Consider the following 23924-nt stretch of genomic DNA (forward strand, 5'->3'; position numbering starts at 1 on the left):
AGGAGGAGCAAGCGGAATGCAACAATCGAATCGGTACAAAATAGCTGTCTATGCCATTAGCAAAAATGAAGCCCGATTCGCCAAACGCTGGATGCACACCATGCGTGAAGCCGATGTTGTCATTGTAGCGGACACCGGCTCTACAGACGATACTGTTTCCCTGCTACACGAAGCGGGTGCAGAGGTGCATCGTATAGAGGTAACTCCTTGGCGTTTTGACAAAGCTCGCAATGAGTCCCTACGGCTGGTCCCTGATGATATAGATATTTGTGTCTGTACGGATCTGGACGAAGTCTGGGAGGAGGGTTGGCGGTCGCGGCTGGAACGCTACTGGAAGGAAGGAACTACCCGGATGCTATATGCCTTTACACATGGACAGCCTGGGCAAGATACCGTTTATACATGGTTCTGGAAAGAAAAAATACACACTCGTCACGGGTACCGCTGGGTACGCCCAGTTCACGAGGTGCTTGAATATATCGGAGAGGGTAAAGAACGCAACATCCGATCAGACCAGCTCCGCTTGTATCATGATCCCGATCCGCACAAGTCCCGCAGCCAATACCTTCCACTGCTGGAGCAGTCTGTGCGCGAGTTTCCCGAGGATGACCGCAACATGCATTACTTGGGGCGGGAATATATGTATCATGGCCGTTGGGACGAGTGCATTGCTACGCTGCAACAACATCTTGCCATGCCGCAGGCACGCTGGGCAGATGAACGCAGTGCTTCGATGCGCTTTATTTCTAGAGCCTATAAAGCAAGTGAACAATGGCAAGAGGCAACACGTTGGTTATACCGGGCTATTGCGGAAGCACCGTATTTACGTGAACCTTACACGGAAATGGCTCAGCTGGCCTATCATACGCGGAACTGGCCCGCCGTCTATCATATGGTTGAAGAAGCGCTGCAAATTTCTACACGACCGGATACGTACATGCAAGAGGATTTTTGCTGGGACGCCACGCTGTATGATCTTGGTGCCCTCGCTTGCTACGAGTTAGGCCTTTTACACAAAGCATGTGAATTTGCGAAAGAAGCAACAGAACGCTCCCCGGAAGATTCTCGCCTCAGTCATAATTATGCGCTAATTCAATCCAGGCTTCCATAGAAACCCACACCCCGTCCTGTTGGTTGAATAACTTGGTATTAAAGCTTGTGGTTGGCAAAGGAGGTTATTGAGATCAAAGTTCTATTTACTTTTTATATACCCAGCGGCGGCGTAGAAACCTTGAACCGCCAGCGTTGTAAAGCGCTCATTCAGGACGGGATCGAATGTCATCTTCTCTATTATCAGCAGGGTACAGGGATGCAAAACCTGCACGGCGATATTCCAGTGTTCACGACTTCCTCTGAAGAAGAAATTCGAAAGCTGGTGGAGACTCATCGCTACGATGCAATTATCGTCTCTTCGGACTACCCTATGCTCCCCAGATTGCGAATGTTGGGCTATCAGGGGATATTGATCTATGAATCGCAGGGCTTTGGCCCTCACGAAGAAGCGGCTTGGGTTGTTGCAGATGCAGTTCCGTATCTTCAAAATTACGCCGATGCAGTGCTCCTACCAGATACGACTCATTTAGTGAATCTTTTCTCCACCATGTGTCCATGGCTTAATCGCTATGTGTTTCCAAACGTGCTGGATACCAGCGTATTTAATTATGTACCTAACACTCCTCCAACTAATCCGGTTATTGCCTGGGTTGGACGGCTAGAGCCCAACAAGAACTGGAGGCATTTTGTCGATATTTCTTACTGGATGCTACAAAACCGTGCGGATCTTCGAATCTGGATGTTTTATGATGAAACATTGTCACAGCCGGAGGATAAAATACAATTCGAAAAAATGCTTACTCAGCTTGGCATGTCCTCCATTATCGAGCGTTTTAAAAGCGTACCTCATGCCAATATGCCCCTGTATTACTCCATGATTGGCGACTCAGGCGGCTACTTGCTATCGACCTCATTGGTGGAGGGATTCGGCTATGCAGTTGCTGAGGCGATGGCCTGTCGTTGCCCGGTATTAAGCTCTGATTCAGACGGAGTACGAGCATTCATTGACCACAACGAAACCGGTAAATTTTATCAGCAGGGGGACATCTTGCAGGCGATACTGCAAGGACTAGACCTGATGAACAACGTACCTCAACGCGAATCTATCCGCAAGAAAGGACTGGCGCGAATCGTTAACCTGTTGGCACCGGATAAATATGTGCGTTCCTTCAGACAGATGATGAACACGCTAGGTGTGAGGTAATTAAAAAAAAGCTGACGACAACCCTTTTTATATACGGGGCATCGTCAGCTTTATCTTGCCTTTTTTATTATTGAATATTGGAATTGGAATCTATCTAATCTTTAGTAAGCGGTCTCCTGCATGAATATCCTTGGAATCTTCAACTAAAATATCCGTGTACACGGCTGTATTGGTTACAATGACGGATGTGGTAATATCATATCCGTCATCCTCTATAGCTTTGGGATCGAATTCAACCAGCTTGTCCCCTTTTTGAATCGTATCTCCTTCAGACACAAAGGAAGTGAAATGTTTTCCCTTCAAGCTGACCGTATTAATTCCAATGTGAATGAGCAGTTCAACTCCATCCTCAGAGATCAGTCCAATCGCATGTTTTGTTTTGAAAACGGTAACAACAGTTCCGTTAAAAGGTGCGTAAGCTACTCCTTCTCGGGGGATAATTGCGGCTCCCTGACCCATCGCACCACTGGAGAAAGCTTCATCTTTCACTGTGGTTAAAGGAATCAATTGACCATGTAGAGGACTGAATATCGTTTTTTCTTCTTCTTTGTTTTCATCTGCAACCTTAATTTCAGACGCAGATTGTGCATTTTTATAACCGAAAAGATAGGTCAGAATAAATGCGACTACAAAAGCTACAACCAAAGATATAATAAAGCCGATGAAGCCTGCATCCATGCCTTTTGGATTAATGAATAGAGGTATACCAAAAATACCGCCTGAGGCAAATCCATATGCCGTTGAGCCGAGTAAGCCTGCTGCAGCTCCTCCTATACCTCCAGCAATCGAGGCTAAAATAAACGGTTTTTTGGTGGGGAGCGTAACCCCGTAAATAGCTGGTTCAGTAACCCCCATCAAACCCGCAATTGTGGCAGAAGTGGCGATGGGTTTTAATTTAGGGTCCCGTGATTTCAAAGCAATGGCAAAAGCTGCACCTGTTTGGGCAAACGTAGTACAGAACAACATACCGTTAATCGGATCAAACCCGTTCGTAACTACATTATTCAAGAGAATTGGAATAAACGCCCAATGGAGACCAAAGATAATAATAGCCTGCCAGAATCCGGCCAGAATGAGACCAGCTACAGCCGGACTTAACTGGTAAATCCACATAGAGCCTTTGGCTAACCCATCGCTGATAATAGTTGCGATCGGTCCGACAACCAGAAAAACAATCGGTGATATGATGACCAAGGTCAGAAAAGGAACAATGAACATTTTAATGGAAGCAGGTGCAAACTTGCTTATCATTTTTTCGACCTTAGCTGCCAAGAACGCCCCAATAATGATAGGTATAACAGAAGAAGTATAATTAATTAGAACGACAGGTATGGTCAAAAAGGACAGCGCCGTTTTATCCGTAAAGGCCGAAGTAATGGTCGGATACACCAAGGCGGCCCCCAAAACAGCGGACAGGTACGGGTTTCCTCCAAACTTTTTACCTGCTGAAAACCCTAGAATAACCGGAAAGAAATAAAACATAGCGTCCGCTGTCGCATATAAAATTTTATACGTGCCCATCTGATCCGTCATCCAGCCCAGGGATGTGCATAAGGCCAATAGTCCTTTTAGAATCCCCACAGCAGCGAGCACACCCACAACGGGCATGAACACACCTGAAATGACATCGACAAATCGACTGAATAGGCTCGCTTTTTCATTTTTTTGATCGTCTTCAACCATCTGATCTCCATGCTTTACTCCCATTGTATCCAAAAGAGCTTCGTATACTTTGGGAACCTCATTCCCGATGACCACCTGAAATTGGCCACCACTTTCTACAACGGTAATGACACCGTCAATCTGCTTGATCTTTTCTTTATCTGGCAATTGATTATCCTTCAGTTTGAATCTCAATCGAGTGACACAGTGAATGACACTGTTCACATTTTCATTTCCGCCCACGGCTCTCAACACTTCTTTGGCTGTTTTTTTATGATCCATCATGTTCACTCCTTCTTGGATGCGCTTTCTATTTTTCTATTCGTAGTAGCTGGATGTGCAATAACTGCGACAATTACGGCACTAATCCCGCCTGTAAGTTTTCCCACGATCATGGCAATCACCATATTCTTGTCCATTCCAGCTACAAAGCCAAGATGTCCTCCGAGAACGAAAGATCCACTGACAGCAAAGGCAATACTGATCACTTTTCCTCTGGGCTCCATCTCTTTAACTAAAGTAAAGGTAGGAATATTATGAGCAAGACTAGCCACAAGACCCGCAGTAGCCGATGGATCTATGTTTAGCAAACGTCCTGCCCGTTGAAGCGGATTTTTAAATATTTTTGTAATCCAAGCAACCAACGGAAACGCACCAGCCAATACAATAGCAATCGTTCCAACCGTTTGCACACCGACAGACAACGGAGCCATATTGGGAATAATCACAAATCCAGTTAAGGTTTCGACCCCAATCGCTGCCAAACCGACAAGGGATAGAAGCCTAATGCCGTTACCAAACCACTTGAACCATCGGATCGTATACTCCGTAAATAGACGTAAACCCAGCATAATGATTATTGAAAGAAGCATGGGAATGATCAGATTTTTTAAAATCATAATCACGTCAAATCCGGCGATCATTCCCCCTATGAAACAGCCAACGGGAATGGTACTAATACCGATCAAGATACCTTTTGCAAAATATGGATGATCCCCTTTTTCCAAAATGCCGAGGGCAACCGGAATCGTAAATACGAGCGTTGGGCCAAACATGGTCCCTAGAAAAACCCATGAAAACACGCCCGCTTGCTGGCTGTGCGCCATTTCTGCCGCAAGTGCGTATCCCCCCATATCTACCGCCAATATCGTATTAGCAAAGGATGCCGGATCGGCACCCATTGCCACATATAACGGTGAAACAATGGGGATCAACCACGCGGCCAGTACAGGGGCCAAGGAAACAATCCCTATCATGACCAGAGCAAGAGAGCCCATGGTCATAAACCCATTGTTGAAGGCTTGTCCCAAACCCCAGCGATTTCCCAAACATTGATCCAATGCACCCAACACTAAAAAAAGAGCGATAACATACATCACAATATCGTTAATGGACATCCTGTTGCCTCTTAATACACATGAACTTTATGATTTTCTGCGCTGTCATAGGTGTCGAATACAAGCTGAAGGGTCTTGATATTGTCGTGACCACTCGTTTGAAATTCTTTTCCCGTGTTGAGGCAATCTATAAAATGAGCCTGTAGCTTTTTATGGCTTTCCTCATAGTTTAATTCAGTCTTTTCAACCAATACTTTTTCGACTCCCTGATTATTAATGAGACATAATTTACCTGTGTTGTACAGTTTTAGGGTAGCCTCATCGCCTTCAATCACCAGTTGTTCTTTATGATCGGGAAGAACCTGTTCCGACAGCTGCCCATCCAGTTCCCTGCGAGTCGCCCAGCTCATGTCCATAAGACCGAAATAATGTTCATAACCTAACATGATAATGCCCGTGTCTTCTCCTTGTGTGTATGGACTGACCCGCTTGGTTTCCGCATACAAACGCCGAGGTTCACCGAATAAGAAACGCCAAGTATCCAGCCAATGAACTCCCATTTCATAAAACAAAAGCTTGGGCATATCTCTGAAAAATGGCTGCGGCAGCTCTTTTTCCGGAGCAAACCTCGGTGAATAAAAATCGGTATGCGTATAACGTATAACATTCATATTTCCAACGATATTCTCTGCCAGCAATTTTTTTATAATTTGAAAAGGTTCAAGCCAACGCCAATTTTCTGTCACCATAAGTCTGACTCCTGCTGCTTCAGCAATACTTACTATCTGCTCAGCTTCCTCAACAGAACGGGCAAAAGGTTTTTGGCACATAATATGTTTTCCGGCTGCGGCCGCCAGTCGAACCAGTTCCAGATGTGTCTCAGGAGGTGTAATGATGTCCACGACATCAATATCCGCTTCGCTTAGCATCTCCTCCAGGCTGGTATAACAATATTCAGTAGGGACATGGAATTGATCTGCTTTTTCAAAAAGTAAGCCTTTATTTCGATCACAAAATCCTTTGATTTCTGCATCCGAGATAAACTGCCATGCTTTGATATGTTTCTCCGACCAATATCCCGTTCCAATAACGCCGATTTTCCACATGTTGCTTCACTCCATCCACATTCTTCTCTGTTTTTATTTCGTTCCGATGATTACAACATCACTTTCAAAGCTGTGCATGTCTAGCACCGATTGATCCTTTTGGACGGACACGTCGGTTTGAGCAAACCGCTTCCCGGCTAAATCAATCGTTGTAAACTTGTATTCCTGCACGTTGATACTTAGTCGTACCTTTGTGTTAACCGGGACATACAACACAATGGTATTCTCGTTCCCCGCAGCTCTGATTTCCTCTGTCTTGTTTAAAACAATATCCAACGGCTTTACGCCAATCAGGTTGTACATTTCAAACAGATATTTAATAAAGGAATAATCCCATGCGCCCTCAAATTGCAATGCAGTTCTCCAATCATAGGGACTATCGAATCCTTCCCCTTCTACAATGCCGAATTTCTTTCCTTTCTTGTGCCAGCTCCAAATGCCATGCGCTCCGTAGGTAATGCCCGCACCCCCGCCTGCAAGGAGGCTTTGCCATGCCGCTTTTCTGGCATCCAGTGCTGTGTATCTGCCATACACATTGCGGCTGTAACTAATTTGTTCATAACATGGCTCTCCATTAATGACAGGCCGTATATCCGGCTTATAATAGAAATGTTGAGCAATCTCATGGGCTACATGTTGGAACTCGGAATTATGTCCTGATTGATACATATAGAATCCAAGACCCTGGTGTTTCTCAAAGGCTGGAGGAATTTCTCTCAATCTTCCTTGAATATGCAGCGTAGTTAAGCTTGCAGGGCTTAATTGTTGTACAATATCCAGTGCTTTTAAATAATAGGAATTGGCACGTTCGGTCGGAAAATCACTATCCCCGCTAATCAGAAAAATAGGATCAAATGGAGAAAAACGGTTTACCACGTACGTTACATAGGGTTCAACGCATTCAAACGGCATTTTATTACCTTTTTGGAACATCTCAGCCCATGTATCCGGCACATAGTTACACCACAACAGAACCAGTGCTGGAACAAATCCACGCTCTGTAGCCATCTTCAACATGATTTCTGCCCGGTCAAAATAAGCTTCGTTTAATATATGGTAGTCGAAATCCCCATTTTCCATTAATGCAAACGGCTGTAGATTCAGATCCGATTCACTTGCGTCCCATTGTCGGAGCATGTTGATTTGCAACACATTGAAACCTTGCATCTTCCGATAGTCAAGATAATCGCTCCACTCCTCTATCGTCGCGTTGGTAAATACACTCCACACCGTATCTGCCAAATAAAAAAAAGGTTTTTCCTCTTTGGTAAAACTTCTTTGATTTTCAGCCATGTTTAAACTCAAATGAATCACCGTTCCTCTCTTGCTGTATGCGCAAAATTATCTAAACAAAACTAAATAAGAAACTAAACTTATGTGTTTTTTACGTGAAATAAACTAAATTAGAGCGCTTTACACTTGAATATTAACATTATAAATTATAAAAGGTCAACGAATTTTTACTTTTAGTTATTTAGTTTAGTTTAGTTTATGATCTAAACTTTCTTGCTGAGTAATGATATAATTTATGTAGTTTAGTTCAATAGGGGGTTCCACATTGAAAATTGATGATATTGCAAGGCTTGCAGGTGTTTCTAAATCTGCTGTTTCTCTTGCTTTTAATAACAAACCCGGAGTCAGTGAAGAAACCAAGGAGCACATTCTAAAAATAGCCCAAGAGCATGGATATAAACCACGCACCATGAAGACAAACAAGGAAGCCATTAAAAATCATCATGTGATTCGTTTTGTGGCCTGTAAAAATACAGACATCGTAACAGAGCACTATGATTCACTTCCATTTTTTAACGAATTAATTCATCATATTACCAATCAGGTGAGAGAACATGGAAACACCTTGATTTTTTCGTCTTTTGATAGCCATAGCCTCGAAGAAGAATTATCTGCTTTGGAAAAAGATCAGCCCTCTTCAGGCATACTTCTACTTGGCACCAATTTAACTTCCGAGATTATTCATTCCATACAATCCATTCATTCCAATATTGTTATTTTGGATACTTGCTTTGAACACGTCGATGCCAGTTTCGTATCTATTAATAACTATCTCGGTGGGTATCAGGCAGGCCAATATTTAATTCAGTCAGGACACAGAAAGATAGGATACGTACAATCCAGTACCAGAATTCTGAACTTTAAAAAACGAAAGGAAGGGTTTATGGCGGCTTTAGAGGAGCACAATCTTTCCATAGAAAATGGGCTTACATTTGATATGCATCCCATGCTTGTGATGTCACAGGACGCATTTAGAACAGCTATTCATGAATTGGACGAGCTACCTTCGGCCCTATTTTGCGAAAATGATTATATGGCGATCAGTGCCATTAAAACGTTTCAGGAAATGAACATTCGAGTGCCTGAACAAATTTCCATCATGGGCTTTGATAATATACATGAAGCGAAGGTCATTAGCCCGGAACTCACAACCATTCATGTGAAAAAGGATATTTTGGCCCGAACGGCTGTAAACTTGCTTATGGAGAGGCTTAACCATCATCAGGGGCATCATACTCAGGTTCTTGTGAATACAGAGGTTATTGAAAGAAGGTCTTGTTTAGTCACAGAATGACCTATGATATGGTGCACGAAATGGAGTAATAGAGAAGATAAGAATGGGGGGATCATCATGATATATGATTATTTATGGTGGGCAGGTGCCGCATGCATAATACTGGCTATTATATTAAGTGGAACAGGGGTCAGCGGTGACCGCATGCGGGCTAACTTTTATGTTGAACAGGCAGCTGATCCCGAGGGGAAAGATAGAAAAAACAGATGGAAATGGTCCTTTATTTTTATGATCATTGGTTTATTATTGCTTGCTCTCTCTATGATTTTAGAATAAAGCCGCCATATTGGCGGCCTTTTCTATTATCGGATTCCATATTGGACATTTCCAATTTCTCGTCATTCGTTGAAATCTTCCTCTGTCAAATCCATATTTACGCTCGCAGCAGTTCGACTGCCGTCGGCCGCGGCAAAAATCAACTGAGAAGGCATGAAGTACGATGAATCCCCAGCAGCATATACACCAGGTATGGAGGTTCTCCCCGCTTCATCCGTCTTGATCCCGCCCGACTCCGTTCTTTCACAGCCCAAATGTTCTCCAAACGGTGCACTTTGTACAAACTGGGGAGTCACGAAGCCGCCGATCCTCGGGACTTGAGTGCCATCCGTAAAGCGCACGTGCTCAAGCTTTCCATTGTGGCCGATGAACGCCGCAACAGGTTGCTCTATTACTACTATCCCCTTGGATTGAAGCCGTTCTTTTTGCTCGTCCGACAGGGATGCATGACCGTTCGTACAGACGATCAAATCCTTGCTCCAATTAAGGAGTAGTTTGGCTGTATGAAATATAGCCGCCGATTCAGAGACAAGGACAAGCGGTTGATCCCGCAGCTCCCAACCGTCGCAATAAGGGCAATTAAACAAACTTTTCCCGTATAACGGATAAAAACCTTCGATCTTGGGGAATATCTCCTTCACGCCCGTCGCTAATATCAATTTTCGCGCTTGAACGCGAAGGCCTGACGAATCAAACCCCTCAAATCCGGATACGTTTTTCATAATCGAAACAACCTCGGTTTGCAAATGATGAACAGACGGATAACGCAGCACTTCCTCATAAGCTACACGGCGGAACTCAGATGGCGTTACGCCGTCCCTTGTAATAAAACCATGCGACGCATGCGTAACCGCATTTCTGGGCCGATTATTATCAATCAAGGCCACACTTCTCCTTGCCCTGCCAAGCACGAGGGCTGCATTCAATCCGGCGGGCCCTCCCCCAATAATAGCGCAATCGTACATCACAACACCCAACTCCTTTTAAAAGATATTAAAGACTCTTTATATCTCCAATAAAACAAAAAAAAACGCTTTACATAACTGGCAACCACCCTCTTTCTATATAAAATCGCTCACTTTACACTTGTGCTTGCTTTTGCGCCAAATCGACCAATTTCGTATTTTTTAGATGTCGTTCCATTTTCTCCTCTGCTTCCCTCATTACAGCTTGAATCAGGCACTCAGAACCGTGGACGAAATCACATTCAAACAAAGAATTCGTACCTTCAATGGCATGGATAATATCCAAAAAAGTAATATCATCTTTATGACGGGATAGGCGATAACCTCCATTGGCTCCAGAAACGGATTCGATCATTCCAGCCTTCACAAGCCTCGTCAAAATTTTTGAAAGATAAGTTGGTGAAACATTTTGGGATTCAGCCAGTTGCTGAACACCTACCGGCTTAACCGACGAATCAGTAACGAGCATGAGCATAGTGTGCAGAGCATAATTCGTTGCTTTTGTAAATTTCATAACTACACCTCAATCAAAGACTTATTGTATCTACTATATCGCCGAATCTGCGAGTGTGTCAAGATCATCTAGGATTCACGCTGTTGTCAACCCTTCTTTTGGTTACGCTCTAACCGTTGTATACTGTTCATCAGAAACAGCTAAGAGAGGGGGCTCGTTGTGCGTATTTTTGATATTCTTCGTATATTGGTTGCTGAACAGATGGTCAAAGGAGCACACTTGGCAAATGCATTGAAGGTATCTTCTCGAACGATACGAACGGATTTAAAGGAATTGGGTGCGCTGTTGTCAAAGCATGGAGCAGCAGTTAAACCCCTTAAAGGAACAGGCTACAAGTTAGAGATTCGGGACGAACAAGCATTTCATCATCTGCTGAAGCAATTAAAGGATGATGAAAATAATGGGCCCTATCCATTAGCGAGTTCTTCTGAAGCTAGAAATCGTTTTTTAATGAAAAAGCTATTGCTTACCAATGCATATGTCAAACTTGATGATTTAGCCGAGATCCTGTATGTTAGTCGATCCACTTTACAGAATGACCTCAAAGAACTGCGCAAGCTGCTGGCAACTTACGGACTATCTCTGGAGAATAAACCCTATCATGGTATTCGAGTCAAAGGGAATGAGGCCAAGCTGCGTTATTGCATTTCCGACTATATATTCAGTAGGACAGATGAAATAGGCGAGCAGCAGATGTCCCACCCTCCTCTGATCTCTAACGAAGAGATGGAATTCATAAGAGAAGTGATTCTGGATCGTATTGAGATCCATGATATTCAGTTATCGGACATTGCCCTGAACAATCTGGTCATTCATATTGCTATAGCATGTAAGCGAATTCGTGAAGAAAGGTATGTGTCGTATTATCCGCAAGAGATGAAAAAAATCGAAGCGCAAAAAGAGTTTAGGGTGGCGACTGAGATCGTATCCGCCTTGGAACAAAACATGAAGCCCTCCTTTCCACTTGTTGAAGTTGCGTACATTGCTGTTCACCTGTTGGGTGTAAGGACCGTCGTTAGTGCACGTATGGATGAAGTGGAGATTAAAAAGATCATTGATAAAGATATCTACGAACTGACTATCGAAATACTAGACCAAATTGATCAGCAGTTGAAGATGAACATTCAACACGATCAAGAATTGCTGATTGCATTTTGCCTTCACCTCAAACCAGTGATCAACCGTTATCAATACGGAATGAATTTGCGTAATCCTATGCTGGATGAAATCAAAGCCAATTACCCGCTTGCCTTTGAAGCAGGTATCATTGCTGCGGAGGTCATCAAGCAGCGGCTTCATATACACATCGAGGAAAATGAAATTGGATATTTAGCCATTCATATCGGAGTCGCGATGGAAAGAAAGAAAATGGAGGATGCACCCAAAAGATGTATGATCGTATGTGCTTCTGGACTCGGCAGTGCTAAGCTGCTGTATTATAAGCTTCAATCGGTCTTCGGTTCAAGGTTGGATATCGTGGGAACCACTGAACTTTATAAGCTGAAACAAATGCCGTTGGATACACTGGACTTTGTCATTAGCACGATCCCCATTTCAGAACCGCTTTCTATCCCTATGATCCATGTGAATACATTTTTGGGCAGTTCTGATATTACTAAAATTGAACAAGCCATTTCTGAGGTCAGACTTCCTGCTGTGCAGTATGTACGAAAAAAATTGGTCTTCCTTCAGCAGAAGTTTGAGAACAAACTCCAAGTGCTTGAATTTATAGCCGAAAAAATACACGAAGCAGATCTTGTAAAAGGCCCTCTACTGCAATCCGTGATAGAGCGTGAAGCCGTTTCCCCCACTTCATTTGGCAACTTTGTCGCGATCCCGCATCCGATGGAACCTTTCGCAGATTCCACATTTTGGGCCATCTGTACATTACAAAAAGCAATCGATTGGGATGGCAAGCCGGTACAGTTTATTTGTATGCTCTGTATACAGCGTACGAAATCAGAAGATTTACAGACTATGTATCATATCTTGCTTGAAATTTTAAATAATGAACAGCTCGTCCAGCAGCTTATTCGCTGCAAAACGTATACAGAATTCATAGAAGTGTTGCATAAAAATAGTTGAACATAAGGAGTATGAAGAACGATTGATTTCCGTTAAGAAGAGGAAATAATGTGTGTTATGTTGAAAGCGATTCCAAATCATAATAGCCATACGAAGAGAGGATTGAAAGGAGAGAGGATCACGTGAATCATGATGAATCTACAGAGCACGACGTGAACATGGAGGACATGGATGATACAGAGATTGTATTCCAAATTATATTATACGCAGGGAATGCACGCAGCTCCGCCATGGAGGCGATTGAGCTTGCAAAGGCGGGGAAATTTCGTGAAGCCAAAGAAGAATTAGCCTCAGCAAAAAAAGAACTGGTGTCCTCCCACAAGATTCAAACCAGAATCATCCGTAAGGAAGCAGCGGGTGAAAAAACAGAGATGTCTGTCATGATGGTACATGCTCAAGATCATTTGATGAATGCACTCACCATTCGCGATATGGCCTCAGAGTTTGTAGACCTGTATGAACGCATGGATCAATTCGTACCGAAATCGTAGAGGGAGGGACGCTATCCCATGGCATTCAAAGACAAACTGGTTGACGGCCTCACATCGGTAGCAAATGCAATCAACAATTTTAAATATATTATAGCGATCAAATCAGCTTTTATCACATTGATGCCCGTTATTATTGTCGGGGCCTTTGCTGTACTGATTTCCAATATGGTCATGGACCCAGTCAATGGTTTGGCCCATTTTAGGCCATTCTCATTCCTGGCTGAGTACAAACCGATTTTCTCAGGCATTAACTATGCCAGCTTGAATATCCTTACCATTCTGGCTGTTTTCATGATTGGTCTGGAGCTAGGAAAAATTAATGGTGAGAAAAATCTTTTCCCCGGTTTGCTTGCTTTAATCTGTTTTATCTCTGTGACACCAACCACGATAGAGTTGATGGTTAACGGTGACATGCAAAAAGTAACAGACGTCATAGCCCGTCAATTTACGGATACCAAGAGCTTGTTCTTAGGGATTTTCATAAGCATCCTGTCCGTCGAGCTATACAGCAAACTGGGTAAGTCCGACAAGCTAAAAATCAAAATGCCTGAAAGTGTTCCCAGCAATGTGGCCGTTTCATTCTCCGCACTCATTCCTACCATTATTACGGTGACTGTCTTCTCCATGTTTGGATTCTTTTTTCATAAGTTTACGGGACTCTATCTGTACGATGCTGTCTATAATGTGGTGCAAAAACCTCTGGAGGCCGTAGTACAGGGACTGCCAGGTATACTGGTGCTGATGCTGGTTGCGCAAATCTTCTGGGTGATCGGTATTCACGGAAACCAAATGGTAAAGCCCATTCGTGAACCCCTGCTGCTTGGCGCGATTACTGTCAACATGACTGCTTATGAGCAAGGACTGCCCATTCCGAACATTATTACGATGCCTTTCTGGGACGTATATATGAGTATCGGTGGTTCAGGGATTACGCTAGCCCTCTTGATTTGTATTATGATCGCTTCCAAGCGTGAAGATATGAAGGAAATAACAAAGCTTTCGCTCGGCCCAGGTCTGTTTAATATTAATGAGCCTGTCATTTTCGGACTTCCGATTATGTTGAATCCATTGATGGCTATCCCTTTCATTATTACTCCGCTCATCACAGGAACGATTGGTTACTTCTCGACGTTGCTTGGATTTGCAGGTAAAGCCGTCGTCATGGTTCCATGGACTACTCCGCCTATTATTAATGCCTACCTGTCTACAGGTGGAAGCATTGGAGCCGTCGTCACTCAGATCGTTTGCATTGTGGTAGCGATTATCATTTATTTCCCGTTCGTCAAAATTGCCAACAAGCGAACGACTGAATAATGCGCTACTATAGAAATACACTAATTAATTGAAAACGCATTCTTTATACAATGAAAAGGAGAAACATGTCATGGCTAAACATACGATACAAATTCCATCGAATTTCATCATGGGTGCAGCGGCTTCCGCCTGGCAGACAGAGGGATGGAGCGGTAAAAAAGAAGGCCAGGACTCATTCCTGGACCAATGGTACAAAAATGGCCGCTATGTCTGGCACAATGGATATGGACCCGCGGTTGCAACCGACTTTTATAATCGCTATACCGAAGATATTGCGCTGATGAAGCAGATTGGCTTAACCCATTATCGTACTTCTATTAATTGGTCCCGCTTCTTAACGGATTATGAGAATGTAGTGGTGGATGAAACGTATGCGGATTATATGGGCCGGGTCATTGATGAGCTGATTGCAAGCGGAGTCGAGCCGATGATTTGTCTGGAACACTATGAGGTCCCTGCCTACCTGCTGGATAAATATGAAGGCTGGTCTTCCAAGCATGTAGTGGAGTTATTTGTAAAATATGCGGAAAAAGTGTTTGAACGGTACGGCGATCGGGTCAAGCACTGGTTTACGTTTAATGAGCCCATTGTTGTACAGACTCGTGTCTATCTAGATGCCCTTCGCTATCCCTATGAACAAAATACGCGGAAGTGGATGCAATGGAACTATAATAAAACGCTGGCAACCGCAAAGTGCGTACAGCTTTTCAAAGCAAAAAACTATAGTCAGCACGGGGCTAAAATAGGCGTTATTCTGAATCCTGAAGTCACTTATGCCCGATCAAGCGCCCCTCATGACCAGTATGCGGCACATGTGTATGATTTATTTTACAATCGAGTATTTCTGGACCCGCTTATTAAAGGCGAATACCCACAAGAATTGTTCGATCTCATGGGCAAGCATGATATTGCATTTGAAGCTACAACGGAAGATCTGGCCGTGATTAAGGAAAATACCGTTAACTACGTCGGAATCAATCTCTATTATCCCCATCGGGTCAAAGCGCAGAGTAAAGCGTGGAACGAAAACACCCCCTTCCACCCCTCTTACTACTATGAGCATTTTGATCTTCCGGGTAAAAGAATGAACAAGTCACGAGGCTGGGAGATTTATCCTAAAATCATTTACGATATGGGAATGCGCATTAAGAACGAATATCACAATATCGAGTGGTTTGTCGCAGAAAATGGTATGGGTATTGAGAATGAAGCTGCTTTCAAAAATGAGGAACACATCATTCAGGACGACTATCGTATTGACTTTATAACAGAGCATTTGTACTACACATTACAAGCTGTAGAAGCGGGCTCCAACTGTACAGGTTATATGCTGTGGGCCTTTACAGACAACGTTTCTCCCATGAATGCTTTTAAAAATCGCTATGGACTGGTAGAAATTAACCTGGACAATGATCGAAGTCGACATTTGAAGAAATCCGGCTACTGGTATCAGGCCGCGATCAAAGAACGCTCATTTATTGCTGATCTGGATGAAGAGTACAAGTAGTTAAAAATGAATTCTGGAGGCGCTCAAATATGAAAAAAATTATTTTGGCATGTGCTGCGGGTATGTCCACATCCATTTTGGTTTCTAAAATGAAAAAAGAAGCAGCAGCAAGATCCATAGAGCTGAACATCGAAGCCATCCCCGAAAGCACCATCAAGGAAGAGCTGGAAGGCATTACAGATTCCGTGATTGTTATTTTGCTCGGACCTCAAGTGCGGATGCGTAAAAAGGCAGTCACCGAAATTGCAGCTCCCTATGGTATCCCAGTAGATGTCATTGACACGTTGGCTTATGGTAGAGGGAACGGTGCAGCTGTCCTAGATCAAGCCTTTAAGCTGGCTGGCGAGAACATCTAATTGCTATTCAAATGAAAAAGAGGCTGAGAATTCCCTCAGTCTCTTTCTTGAGTTGCGCGCTCTTTATCACGACATATCTTCTTTGCCTGAGCCCATACTACTCACATACGTTTCCTGTAAACCGGCAGAAATGCCGTATAGCGGTTCCCAACGAAGCCAATGTCTGGCGACTGCGTTACTAAGACAGCTATGGTGAATGTCTCCAGCTCGCGCTGGTGAATACACAGGGCGGACAGACGAACCATGCAGCTTCAGTAAATCGTAGGCCAGTCGATTGATGGACGTCGTTCGTCCCGTACTTACATGTACTGTGCGTTGATCCGCTGCATGAATAGCCGCCATATTCGCTCGAACTACATCCTTGACGTACACAAAGTCACGAGTTTGCGTCCCATCGCCGTGAATGAGCAAGGGGCTTCCTTTTTTCAGCCGCTCCATAAAAAGAGCGACAACACCACCCTCTCCCTTCGCGGCCTGACCGGGACCGTACACATTTCCATAACGCAAAATCGTGTAGTTCATACCGTACAGCCGATAAAAAAGTCGAATATACGATTCTGCGGTCAGCTTGGACAGTCCGTAGCCTGAAATGGGCTCCACGGGATCGTCTTCCTGTATACATTGCTTTTGCAGCTCTCCGTATACGCCAGATGTGGAAGCAAATATGAATTTTGACACACCAGCTTCATGACAAGCCTGCAACAAATGAATCGTCCCCAGCACGTTCACATCCGCGTCCTCATCGGGTTGATGGATGGATTGCTGCACATCAGCCTGTGCGGCCAAGTGAAACACAATATCCGGGCTTTCCCGAATCAGCAACGTCCTAGCTTCAGAGCTGCGAATATCCGCAATATGCATGACCGCGCGCGGGTCCACATTTGCCATATTTCCGGTCGTCAGATTATCCAGCACATGTACTCTGATGTCCGAATCAGCAAGCGCACGTACCAGCTGAGAACCAATAAATCCAGCTCCCCCGGTGACCAAAGCCTTCACTAGCTCACCCTCCTTTTGAACCGAAGCATATGACTTCCCTTCGCATCATGTTATGCGACTCCCTATAGCTTGGCGCAGGCACACGCACAGTCCGAAGACAATCTATAGTGTGTCTCTAGAATCTCAGCACCTCAGACGTGCAGTCTCACATTTTCCAGCATATAACGCCACATCCCATCCTGACCGTTCCATATATCCTCAGGCGGCAGCTCCACTGAAACCAGCCGCTCCAATCCCCAATCCAACTCCGTCACACCATCAGTCCCTGTATAATCCACGTATAACAAGCGAAAATCATGTGTAATCCTCTGTAATAACACATCATGTAGTTCCACCGCTTGCTCCCGATTGCCTCCAAGACGAACCAGTAGCAGACGGGACGCAAGCGTGAATTGATCCAGTAGACGTGCGATGCGGCGATCAAGCGTCGTTTTGAATGCAGGGTAGGAAGTCAGCTGCTCCGATGTATTTTGGCTAACCGGAAAATGGTGTGCCGCTATAATCTCATAGTTTGCATCCTCGACCATGAAGTTATGTTCTCCGTAATCATGTCCCGTGACACGTAGACTGTCAACATCCATAAAATCGGCAAAACGGGCGTCCAGCAAGCGACTGATCTGTGACAAGTTACCGGAAATCATCCAGTCCAGCGGACCCGCATAGGGACGCAGTCCGTTTTTATCCAGCTGAATGGAAGGCAAGCAATGTCCACCCAGACTGAATACAGCATCATAATCCCCCTGCAACCGCTCAAGCACGACGTCCTCCCCTTTCCGAAGACAAGGTCATCCCTTTAAAAAGAGTACGCCAATGCGGATCACTCTTGTAATTCCATACATCGGCAAAAGGCATTTCCACCGCGCATACATGCGGAAGCTGCCAATCCACCTCCGTCAACTCCGTTACGCCGGAACAATTCACTACCAACAAACAAAATTCATTCGCTACCATGCCTGACAAAATACGTTCCAGTTCCTCTACTTCTTCATAGGTTCCCAGCATACGGACGAACAAGCTGCGCTTCGCCATCTGTGTTTTTGCAAAAAAACGTTCAATACGACGGTCTATCTTTTCCTTGAACTCGGGATAGGTCACCAGATCTGAGGACGTATTGCGCTCCTGCGGAAAATCATGTACCGAGATCACATTATAAGCGATATCTCTGACCATATAATTCAGTTGGCTCGTACCAACGACACTCAAATTGGGCAATTCCATAAATCCGGCAAACCGATTTTCAAGCAAGCGGTTCACATCGGACAGCGTGTCAGACATCATCCAATCCAGTACCCCGGCAAACGGCCGCAAACGGTTCTTTTCCAATTGAATGGCAGGTGTACAGTTTTGCCCCAGACTGAAGACCGCTTCATATTCCCCTGCCAGCTGTGCGAGTCTCATAGCCGTGCCTCCTTTTTTAATACGACCCTTCTCTCAGTTCCTACTCTATCCTTCTTCTGTAGTCGAAAAAGGGACTTCGGGCCGTAGTTTGTTCCACTCTACATTACATGCACAGCACGGCGAAAAGGGTTGGACACCGATGCGCTTTTTGTCAAAGAGGCGTACAACTATCCAGTCCAATCCCGGTTATTTTTCATATCATATTAAGGCTGGTAACCTAACGGAATTCAAGGAGGCATCATCATATGTCCGTGTTTCTTTTAACCATCGATCACCATCTCGCTTACCACAGCGCCCATATACAAAGCTGCCATGTGACCTTTTTCAATCGTGAAAAGAGGGCCGTCGATGTGTTGCTGGAAATGGGGAATGACAGTGGTGTTTTTAGGCGGCAACTTCTTCGACTGGGCCCTTCTCCCGAAGCTGACTCCGTGCTAGAACTCAAGGATATGGAGGCAGCCCAAAATCCGTTTTATCTGCGAGTGATCACGAATATTTACAATCCAGAAACGCTGTTTATCCTGGCTGAATTTTTGGAAAACGGGAACGTTGTCGCTAAGCGTACAGCCAGTCATTTTACCGTGACACCCTAATGAACGGGCAGAGGAGGAAGAAGGTATGTTGAAATATTCAGTTCAAAACAAAGCTGAGCCAGGCACATATGCACTGCCTTTTCAGGTCACCGAACAGGAGAGCGTGCTCTCTACATTGATCATTCCTGCAAGTGAAGCTGAAGGACGTATTGTCATTGAAGTCTCTTTGGCATGGGAAAATCCGCTGCTCAACTGGGATATCGGGGAGCTAGACATTCGATTGCGCCGCAACGATGAGCAGGGACCTATGCTGGATTGGCTGCAGGACTCCTGTTATCAGGAGGGATTTGCCGAGTTAATCTATGAGGAAACGGGAACACAGGGAGAGCCTTATGTATACTGCCTAACCGTACAATCAGCCGACCGCCGTGCTGTTGTTACAGGACCACTCATGGTTCGAGGCTCTGTGTATGTAGATTCGATGGACGAAAACCCGGATGGACAATGAGCTGAAATAACTAAAGGCAGGTGGGAGTTTTAAGCCCAACCTGCCTTTTTATAGGGTCTGTATTCTCATGGCGCGGATTGCTTCAGACATTCTAAAATGTCAGCGTCCGGCAGCGTATAATCTTCTGGCAACGAAGTGTTAATTCGGTTCCATATGGCGTAATCGACCTTCAGATCCGGGTGTGATTGCTGGATTTCAAAAATACGGTTGTACAAGTCTCCAACGACAGGAAAAGTCATGCTCTCCCTCCTAACTATTGAATCAACGTATTCAACGTACTTGATTCAGCGCTTGACCATAAATATTCACGAGTCGTTCAATCATAACATCCAGAGACCAATGCGCGGTCCCCCATGCTTTGGCACGATTCCCCATGACTATCCGCACTTTATCCTGAGCCAGCAAATGCTGCAAATGAGCTGCCAGTGCCTCCACATCGCCAACAGGGGAGACCAGTCCGGTGTATTCATGCTTCACCATTTCCGGCAGTCCGCCTGCATCCGATACCACTGCCGGAAGCCCCATAATCTGCGCCTCCATGACCGAAAACGGCTGATTGTCCTGTATGCTTGGATGAACAAAAAGGTCCGCCAGTTGTAAAAGAGCAGGTACATCTTCACGATGCCCCAGAAAAACCACGTCTTCTTCCAGCCCTAGCTCCTTCGCCTGTGTTTGAAGCTCTTCCCTTTTATCTCCCTCCCCGACAATCCAGCAAACCCAATCCGTACGACTTGCTTTCAGCAAGCCAAGAGCGCTCATTAAATAATGCAGCCCTTTGATATAGACCAGCCGTGAAGGACAAATGATAACTTTTTTCCCCTCAGGTCGTATCATGTCCGTTCCCCGGGCGTGGACTTCCCAGAAGTGCTCGGTATCCAATCCGTATTGGAAAGTAGCAATCTGCTGCTCAGGCACTTCGAACTCACGCACAAGCGTCTGTTTCATCCATTCTGTAGACGTAATGGTAATATCCGCGGATAGAGCGCCATAGTGCTCTAGCGCCCAATAATACTTCCACATCAGCGTCTCACGGTAACCCTCCTCATGATCCCGCTCCAAAGCCATCATAACTTCACGAGCCAGCGAGCCATGAATATTCGCTACCAACGCGCTATCTTTGCGTTTGACCCGACTTAGCGCACGCGTCGCAATGACATCTTGCGTGTGAATCACATCATACTGCTCGACCCCGAAATACGCCGCTGCCAGCTCCATACAGTATCGATCCTTTTCCACCGTCTGCACCCATGAATCCAAATGTAATACAGGGACAGCCGATTCATTCAGCTTCGTATCCAGCAGGGGCAGCAGTTGACCCTTCAGTAGCTCCCTATCTTCAAAAACAATATGGTATTTAGGTGTATCCGGTCCGTTTCCCATCAAGTCTACCGTGTGACCCAGTAGCTCCAGTCTCCGTTTAATTTGCATCATAAAGGGCCATACGCCACCCAAATGAGGAATCGGCCAGTACGTAGCCAACAAAATTTTCAAAACAGCCTCACCTCCTCTGTCTCGTACGCTGAGCTACATTCCGTTGCTTCCGTAAATTTGCTGGAAACCCGATAACGCATCTGTCCAGACCGCAAAAAACCCATTATTCGGCACGATCGTTACATCAATAAAATTACCGATTGTAACGACTGGAACCGGACTAATCCCGTTAGGATTAAAGGAGCTGTCTGTTACTCTGAGGTTCGTAAATGTACTTCCTCCGTCCGTTGATTCGGCCACAAATACGTCTAATAAAGAGGTCGTTATTTGATTGGTATAATATACGATCTTGATCACGCCGGTCACAGGCGAAACATCAATAGCCGGGAAAAAATGCTGTGCCCCTGCACTGGCCCCTGTCACCGATTGCGGTGCAGTCCAGCTTAATCCACCATTCACCGACCTGGCAAGCAGCACATCCGCATACTCTGCCCGATTATCCTGCCAGACCGCATAAAGTGTTCCCTGATTCGGGCTCGTAGAGCGATCCACGGCAATGTTAGCTGCCGGCAGCACATTGAAACCAAAGCCGGCCACGGGCAACGGACTCGGAACCGGGACCACAGAAGATACAGGTAGCGAGGAACTAAATGCTGTCCCTCCATTGAAGGACACAATGACCTGATATTGGTTAACCGGATTTGTGACAATGTACCCGACATAAATCACCCCTGTAATGCTCACAGTGATTTCCCCCCGCGTAATCTGATTGGAGCCAGCGGTGAGCACCACGGGTGTCCCCCATGTGATCCCTCCATCCTGCGAACGTTGGAAGAACATGACTGATCCGCCGAAAAAGTCAGGATTGTACTGATGCGTATAACATAAATAGATATTTCCGGTATAGGAGCTGACCTGAGAAGTATCGAATTTCACGCTGACCTCAACATTATTGACAAATGTCCCATACCCTCGCTGGGCAATCACAGGCGGATCAAATGTATTACCGTTGTCTCTCGACACATAAGTGGCGATGGTACCGCTCAAACCGTCTGCGGTAAATACGTGACAGGCTATGACAAACAAGTTGGGAAAACCGTAGCTGACGCTATGGGATTCCGCCCCTACATAGCCGGCTGGTAGCGGTAAAATCTGCTGTGTGAAAGAGGCACCGCCGTTACCTGAACGGTATACCGCCGTCAACGGCGGCCCTGTCGTAAAATCGATAGCCGCAGACACAATGGTACCGTCGAGCAGGTTGAAAGCTACACTCGGCTCCTGGGCCAGCCTTCCGTTAGGCGTAAGCTGTACGTTCGGCATCAGGCTCCACCCCCCGGTACACCCGCAAATATCGTCAAACTGCCTGTGCGCGTATCTGTCCAGACGGAAATATAGCTGTTCGGCGGTACAATGGCGACATCAATATAATCACCGATCAGCTCTGATTCGCCTCCACCGACATTCGGGTTAAAGGAGGTCGTCGTGAGACGACTGTTCGTAAAGGTGTTACCTCCATCGGACGACTCTGCGGCGAACACATCCAGATTAAAGCCGTCCACGCGATTGGTATAGTACACGACAACGACCAGTCCCGTCTTGGGCGACACTGAAATTGCAGGGAAAAAATTTTGCGAGCCGGGCGGGCTGTCTGTCACAATGACCGGAGCACTCCAGGTACCGCCAAAATCGCTTGATTTGGACAACAAAATATTGCTGTATCCCTGACCAAAGTCCTGCCACACGGCATATAGCGTATTTGTTGTGGAAGGCACACCCGAGCAGTCCGCGGCCAAGCTGGGGAAATTCAATATCCGAAAGTCATAACCAGGAACGGGCAAAGGATTGGGCACAAGCGTTATATTGGATACGAGAATATCCCCGCTGAAGGTTGCCCCGCCATCAAAGGAGCGTCGGATAAAAAAAGCTGGTGTTTGCGGTCCCGTACGAATCCAACTGACATATACGCTTCCATATTTGTCGACCGCAGGCTCAGGCCGCTCCGTTGAGGATTGGATATTGGAGAGCATTAACGGTCGGTCCCAAGTTAGTCCTCCATCGGTGGAACGCTGGTAGAAGGCCGCAGATTGAGCATTAAAATCCACATTATATTGGCGGTTATACGTGACATAGACGTGCCCGAGATAGGGACTTGCCCCCGCATTATCCGTCGTAATATTAGTCCAGTCATTATTAATGTAATCTCCATAGCCCGGGTTAATGACCACGGGAGGAGCAAAAGAGGCTCCATCGTCCGTAGAGCGATAGATCACGATAGCCCCGTTTTCATTGCCCGGAAATACATGCGCGGATACGATAAAAATATTGGGGAACAGATAGGCTACCATTCCTGCCTCGGCTCCTGTATAACCCGGCGGAATCGGCAATAAAGTATCCGTCCAGTTCGCTCCGGCATCCAATGAGCGATACAGTCCAATCAAGGGAGGCCCACTGCTAAAATCAACAGCTACAGCTATAACAATATTCGGATTCAGTAAATTAACAGCAACACTAGGCTCAAATTTGGGCAGGCCGCTGGGTGTCACCTGAAAATTCAAAGGCATCGCGAGCATTCCCTTCATTATATAAATAGATACGCCT

Annotated in this window: 24 protein-coding genes; 11 read left to right on the forward strand and 13 right to left on the reverse strand. The window is 45.4% G+C overall.

Going from position 1 to position 23924, the window contains the following annotated elements:
- The first annotated feature begins 16 nt into the window (after positions 1 to 16).
- A complete protein-coding gene (locus NSQ57_RS19455) occupies positions 17 to 1111 on the forward strand; it encodes a glycosyltransferase (protein ID WP_029518311.1) in 1095 nt (364 codons plus the stop codon).
- 51 nt (positions 1112 to 1162) lie between these two features.
- Positions 1163 to 2257 carry a glycosyltransferase family 4 protein gene (locus tag NSQ57_RS19460; RefSeq protein WP_029518310.1) on the forward strand — a complete coding sequence of 365 codons (1095 nt, stop codon included), beginning with the start codon at positions 1163 to 1165 and terminating at the stop codon, positions 2255 to 2257.
- 90 nt (positions 2258 to 2347) lie between these two features.
- Here the strand turns inward: NSQ57_RS19460 and NSQ57_RS19465 are convergent, their stop codons facing one another.
- The 4 genes from NSQ57_RS19465 to NSQ57_RS19480 are packed head-to-tail and all read right to left on the reverse strand — an operon-like array spanning position 2348 to position 7676.
- Entirely contained in the window at positions 2348 to 4201 is a 1854-nt protein-coding gene (locus tag NSQ57_RS19465) for a beta-glucoside-specific PTS transporter subunit IIABC (RefSeq protein WP_342426136.1), read from the reverse strand.
- 5 nt (positions 4202 to 4206) lie between these two features.
- Positions 4207 to 5316 (reverse strand): ethanolamine utilization protein EutH, encoded by a 1110-nt coding sequence (eutH, locus tag NSQ57_RS19470; protein WP_029518308.1) that lies wholly within the window; start codon positions 5314 to 5316, stop codon positions 4207 to 4209.
- Positions 5317 to 5327: 11 nt separating this feature from the next.
- Positions 5328 to 6362 carry a Gfo/Idh/MocA family oxidoreductase gene (locus NSQ57_RS19475; protein ID WP_029518307.1) on the reverse strand — a complete coding sequence of 345 codons (1035 nt, stop codon included), beginning with the start codon at positions 6360 to 6362 and terminating at the stop codon, positions 5328 to 5330.
- A 33-nt stretch (positions 6363 to 6395) separates the two neighbouring features.
- Positions 6396 to 7676 carry a DUF4038 domain-containing protein gene (locus NSQ57_RS19480; RefSeq protein ID WP_165148618.1) on the reverse strand — a complete coding sequence of 427 codons (1281 nt, stop codon included), beginning with the start codon at positions 7674 to 7676 and terminating at the stop codon, positions 6396 to 6398.
- 244 nt (positions 7677 to 7920) lie between these two features.
- Between NSQ57_RS19480 and NSQ57_RS19485 the strand changes: the two genes are divergently transcribed.
- Both NSQ57_RS19485 and NSQ57_RS19490 read left to right on the forward strand, forming a co-directional pair.
- Positions 7921 to 8949 (forward strand): LacI family DNA-binding transcriptional regulator, encoded by a 1029-nt coding sequence (locus NSQ57_RS19485; RefSeq protein ID WP_069012656.1) that lies wholly within the window; start codon positions 7921 to 7923, stop codon positions 8947 to 8949.
- 57 nt (positions 8950 to 9006) lie between these two features.
- A complete protein-coding gene (locus NSQ57_RS19490; RefSeq protein ID WP_318628028.1) occupies positions 9007 to 9225 on the forward strand; it encodes a DUF5316 family protein in 219 nt (72 codons plus the stop codon).
- A gap of 62 nt (positions 9226 to 9287) precedes the next feature.
- On the opposite strand, the gene NSQ57_RS19495 is transcribed toward NSQ57_RS19490, so the two are convergent.
- Together NSQ57_RS19495 and NSQ57_RS19500 are read right to left on the reverse strand one after the other, a co-directional pair.
- Positions 9288 to 10193, reverse strand: a complete 906-nt coding sequence (locus tag NSQ57_RS19495) for an NAD(P)/FAD-dependent oxidoreductase (protein ID WP_342425184.1) — start codon at positions 10191 to 10193, stop codon at positions 9288 to 9290.
- A 112-nt stretch (positions 10194 to 10305) separates the two neighbouring features.
- Positions 10306 to 10704 (reverse strand): RrF2 family transcriptional regulator, encoded by a 399-nt coding sequence (locus tag NSQ57_RS19500; RefSeq protein WP_029518303.1) that lies wholly within the window; start codon positions 10702 to 10704, stop codon positions 10306 to 10308.
- Between the two features lie 159 nt (positions 10705 to 10863).
- Between NSQ57_RS19500 and NSQ57_RS19505 the strand changes: the two genes are divergently transcribed.
- From NSQ57_RS19505 to NSQ57_RS19525, 5 genes are all read left to right on the forward strand, one after another.
- On the forward strand, positions 10864 to 12789 hold the full coding sequence (locus NSQ57_RS19505; protein WP_342425185.1) for a BglG family transcription antiterminator: 1926 nt from the start codon (positions 10864 to 10866) through the stop codon (positions 12787 to 12789).
- A 122-nt stretch (positions 12790 to 12911) separates the two neighbouring features.
- Positions 12912 to 13280, forward strand: coding sequence for a PTS lactose/cellobiose transporter subunit IIA (locus NSQ57_RS19510; protein WP_029518301.1), 369 nt, complete (start codon positions 12912 to 12914; stop codon positions 13278 to 13280).
- A gap of 18 nt (positions 13281 to 13298) precedes the next feature.
- On the forward strand, positions 13299 to 14594 hold the full coding sequence (locus NSQ57_RS19515) for a PTS transporter subunit EIIC (protein WP_029518300.1): 1296 nt from the start codon (positions 13299 to 13301) through the stop codon (positions 14592 to 14594).
- Between the two features lie 70 nt (positions 14595 to 14664).
- Positions 14665 to 16101, forward strand: coding sequence for a glycoside hydrolase family 1 protein (locus tag NSQ57_RS19520; protein WP_342425186.1), 1437 nt, complete (start codon positions 14665 to 14667; stop codon positions 16099 to 16101).
- A 29-nt stretch (positions 16102 to 16130) separates the two neighbouring features.
- Complete coding sequence (locus tag NSQ57_RS19525; RefSeq protein ID WP_340933038.1) at positions 16131 to 16457, forward strand: PTS sugar transporter subunit IIB; 327 nt, start codon at positions 16131 to 16133, stop codon at positions 16455 to 16457.
- A gap of 66 nt (positions 16458 to 16523) precedes the next feature.
- Here NSQ57_RS19525 and NSQ57_RS19530 read toward each other — a convergent pair whose 3' ends face one another.
- The 3 genes from NSQ57_RS19530 to NSQ57_RS19540 all read right to left on the reverse strand — a co-directional run bounded on the left by NSQ57_RS19530 (position 16524) and on the right by NSQ57_RS19540 (position 18854).
- A complete protein-coding gene (locus NSQ57_RS19530; protein WP_340933040.1) occupies positions 16524 to 17456 on the reverse strand; it encodes an NAD-dependent epimerase/dehydratase family protein in 933 nt (310 codons plus the stop codon).
- Between the two features lie 131 nt (positions 17457 to 17587).
- On the reverse strand, positions 17588 to 18214 hold the full coding sequence (locus tag NSQ57_RS19535; protein ID WP_340886304.1) for a DUF1796 family putative cysteine peptidase: 627 nt from the start codon (positions 18212 to 18214) through the stop codon (positions 17588 to 17590).
- On the reverse strand, positions 18207 to 18854 hold the full coding sequence (locus NSQ57_RS19540) for a DUF1796 family putative cysteine peptidase (RefSeq protein WP_029518295.1): 648 nt from the start codon (positions 18852 to 18854) through the stop codon (positions 18207 to 18209). The genes NSQ57_RS19535 and NSQ57_RS19540 overlap by 8 nt, the downstream gene beginning before the upstream one ends.
- Before the next feature lie 245 nt (positions 18855 to 19099).
- Between NSQ57_RS19540 and NSQ57_RS19545 the strand changes: the two genes are divergently transcribed.
- Both NSQ57_RS19545 and NSQ57_RS19550 read left to right on the forward strand, forming a co-directional pair.
- Entirely contained in the window at positions 19100 to 19447 is a 348-nt protein-coding gene (locus NSQ57_RS19545) for a hypothetical protein (protein WP_029518294.1), read from the forward strand.
- A 25-nt stretch (positions 19448 to 19472) separates the two neighbouring features.
- Positions 19473 to 19895: a hypothetical protein gene (locus NSQ57_RS19550; protein WP_340933042.1), complete on the forward strand. Its 423-nt coding sequence runs from the start codon at positions 19473 to 19475 to the stop codon at positions 19893 to 19895.
- A 65-nt stretch (positions 19896 to 19960) separates the two neighbouring features.
- Here NSQ57_RS19550 and NSQ57_RS19555 read toward each other — a convergent pair whose 3' ends face one another.
- Genes NSQ57_RS19555 through NSQ57_RS19570 form a run of 4 tightly spaced genes read right to left on the reverse strand, consistent with a single transcriptional unit; the run spans position 19961 to position 23887 of the window.
- Positions 19961 to 20134, reverse strand: coding sequence for a hypothetical protein (locus tag NSQ57_RS19555; protein ID WP_165148594.1), 174 nt, complete (start codon positions 20132 to 20134; stop codon positions 19961 to 19963).
- Positions 20135 to 20165: 31 nt separating this feature from the next.
- Positions 20166 to 21386, reverse strand: coding sequence for a glycosyltransferase family 4 protein (locus tag NSQ57_RS19560; protein WP_340933045.1), 1221 nt, complete (start codon positions 21384 to 21386; stop codon positions 20166 to 20168).
- A gap of 33 nt (positions 21387 to 21419) precedes the next feature.
- Positions 21420 to 22646, reverse strand: a complete 1227-nt coding sequence (locus NSQ57_RS19565) for a sialidase family protein (RefSeq protein WP_340933046.1) — start codon at positions 22644 to 22646, stop codon at positions 21420 to 21422.
- The gene (locus tag NSQ57_RS19570) at positions 22646 to 23887 is read right to left on the reverse strand and encodes a sialidase family protein (RefSeq protein WP_029518290.1); all 1242 of its coding nucleotides are present in this window, start codon (positions 23885 to 23887) and stop codon (positions 22646 to 22648) included. Before NSQ57_RS19570 ends, NSQ57_RS19565 begins: the two co-directional genes overlap by 1 nt.
- Positions 23888 to 23924 lie beyond the last annotated feature (37 nt).

Origin of the sequence: Paenibacillus sp. FSL L8-0502, from assembly GCF_038593055.1 — a bacterium.
Classification (GTDB): Bacteria; Bacillota; Bacilli; order Paenibacillales; family Paenibacillaceae; genus Paenibacillus; species Paenibacillus polymyxa_D.

What these genes read in the sequence shown, in the direction of transcription:
- NSQ57_RS19520 (WP_342425186.1), top strand. Translation starts at nt 14,665, where the DNA reads ATGGCTAAACATACGATACAAATTCCATCGAATTTCATCATGGGTGCA.
- NSQ57_RS19490 (WP_318628028.1), top strand. Translation starts at nt 9,007, where the DNA reads ATGATATATGATTATTTATGGTGGGCAGGTGCCGCATGCATAATACTG.
- NSQ57_RS19545 (WP_029518294.1), top strand. Translation starts at nt 19,100, where the DNA reads ATGTCCGTGTTTCTTTTAACCATCGATCACCATCTCGCTTACCACAGC.
- NSQ57_RS19465 (WP_342426136.1), bottom strand. Translation starts at nt 4,201, where the DNA reads ATGGATCATAAAAAAACAGCCAAAGAAGTGTTGAGAGCCGTGGGCGGA.
- eutH (WP_029518308.1), bottom strand. Translation starts at nt 5,316, where the DNA reads ATGTCCATTAACGATATTGTGATGTATGTTATCGCTCTTTTTTTAGTG.
- NSQ57_RS19475 (WP_029518307.1), bottom strand. Translation starts at nt 6,362, where the DNA reads ATGTGGAAAATCGGCGTTATTGGAACGGGATATTGGTCGGAGAAACAT.
- NSQ57_RS19455 (WP_029518311.1), top strand. Translation starts at nt 17, where the DNA reads ATGCAACAATCGAATCGGTACAAAATAGCTGTCTATGCCATTAGCAAA.
- NSQ57_RS19565 (WP_340933046.1), bottom strand. Translation starts at nt 22,646, where the DNA reads ATGCCGAACGTACAGCTTACGCCTAACGGAAGGCTGGCCCAGGAGCCG.
- NSQ57_RS19525 (WP_340933038.1), top strand. Translation starts at nt 16,131, where the DNA reads ATGAAAAAAATTATTTTGGCATGTGCTGCGGGTATGTCCACATCCATT.
- NSQ57_RS19540 (WP_029518295.1), bottom strand. Translation starts at nt 18,854, where the DNA reads ATGAGACTCGCACAGCTGGCAGGGGAATATGAAGCGGTCTTCAGTCTG.
- NSQ57_RS19515 (WP_029518300.1), top strand. Translation starts at nt 13,299, where the DNA reads ATGGCATTCAAAGACAAACTGGTTGACGGCCTCACATCGGTAGCAAAT.
- NSQ57_RS19555 (WP_165148594.1), bottom strand. Translation starts at nt 20,134, where the DNA reads ATGACTTTTCCTGTCGTTGGAGACTTGTACAACCGTATTTTTGAAATC.
- NSQ57_RS19570 (WP_029518290.1), bottom strand. Translation starts at nt 23,887, where the DNA reads ATGCCTTTGAATTTTCAGGTGACACCCAGCGGCCTGCCCAAATTTGAG.
- NSQ57_RS19500 (WP_029518303.1), bottom strand. Translation starts at nt 10,704, where the DNA reads ATGAAATTTACAAAAGCAACGAATTATGCTCTGCACACTATGCTCATG.
- NSQ57_RS19550 (WP_340933042.1), top strand. Translation starts at nt 19,473, where the DNA reads ATGTTGAAATATTCAGTTCAAAACAAAGCTGAGCCAGGCACATATGCA.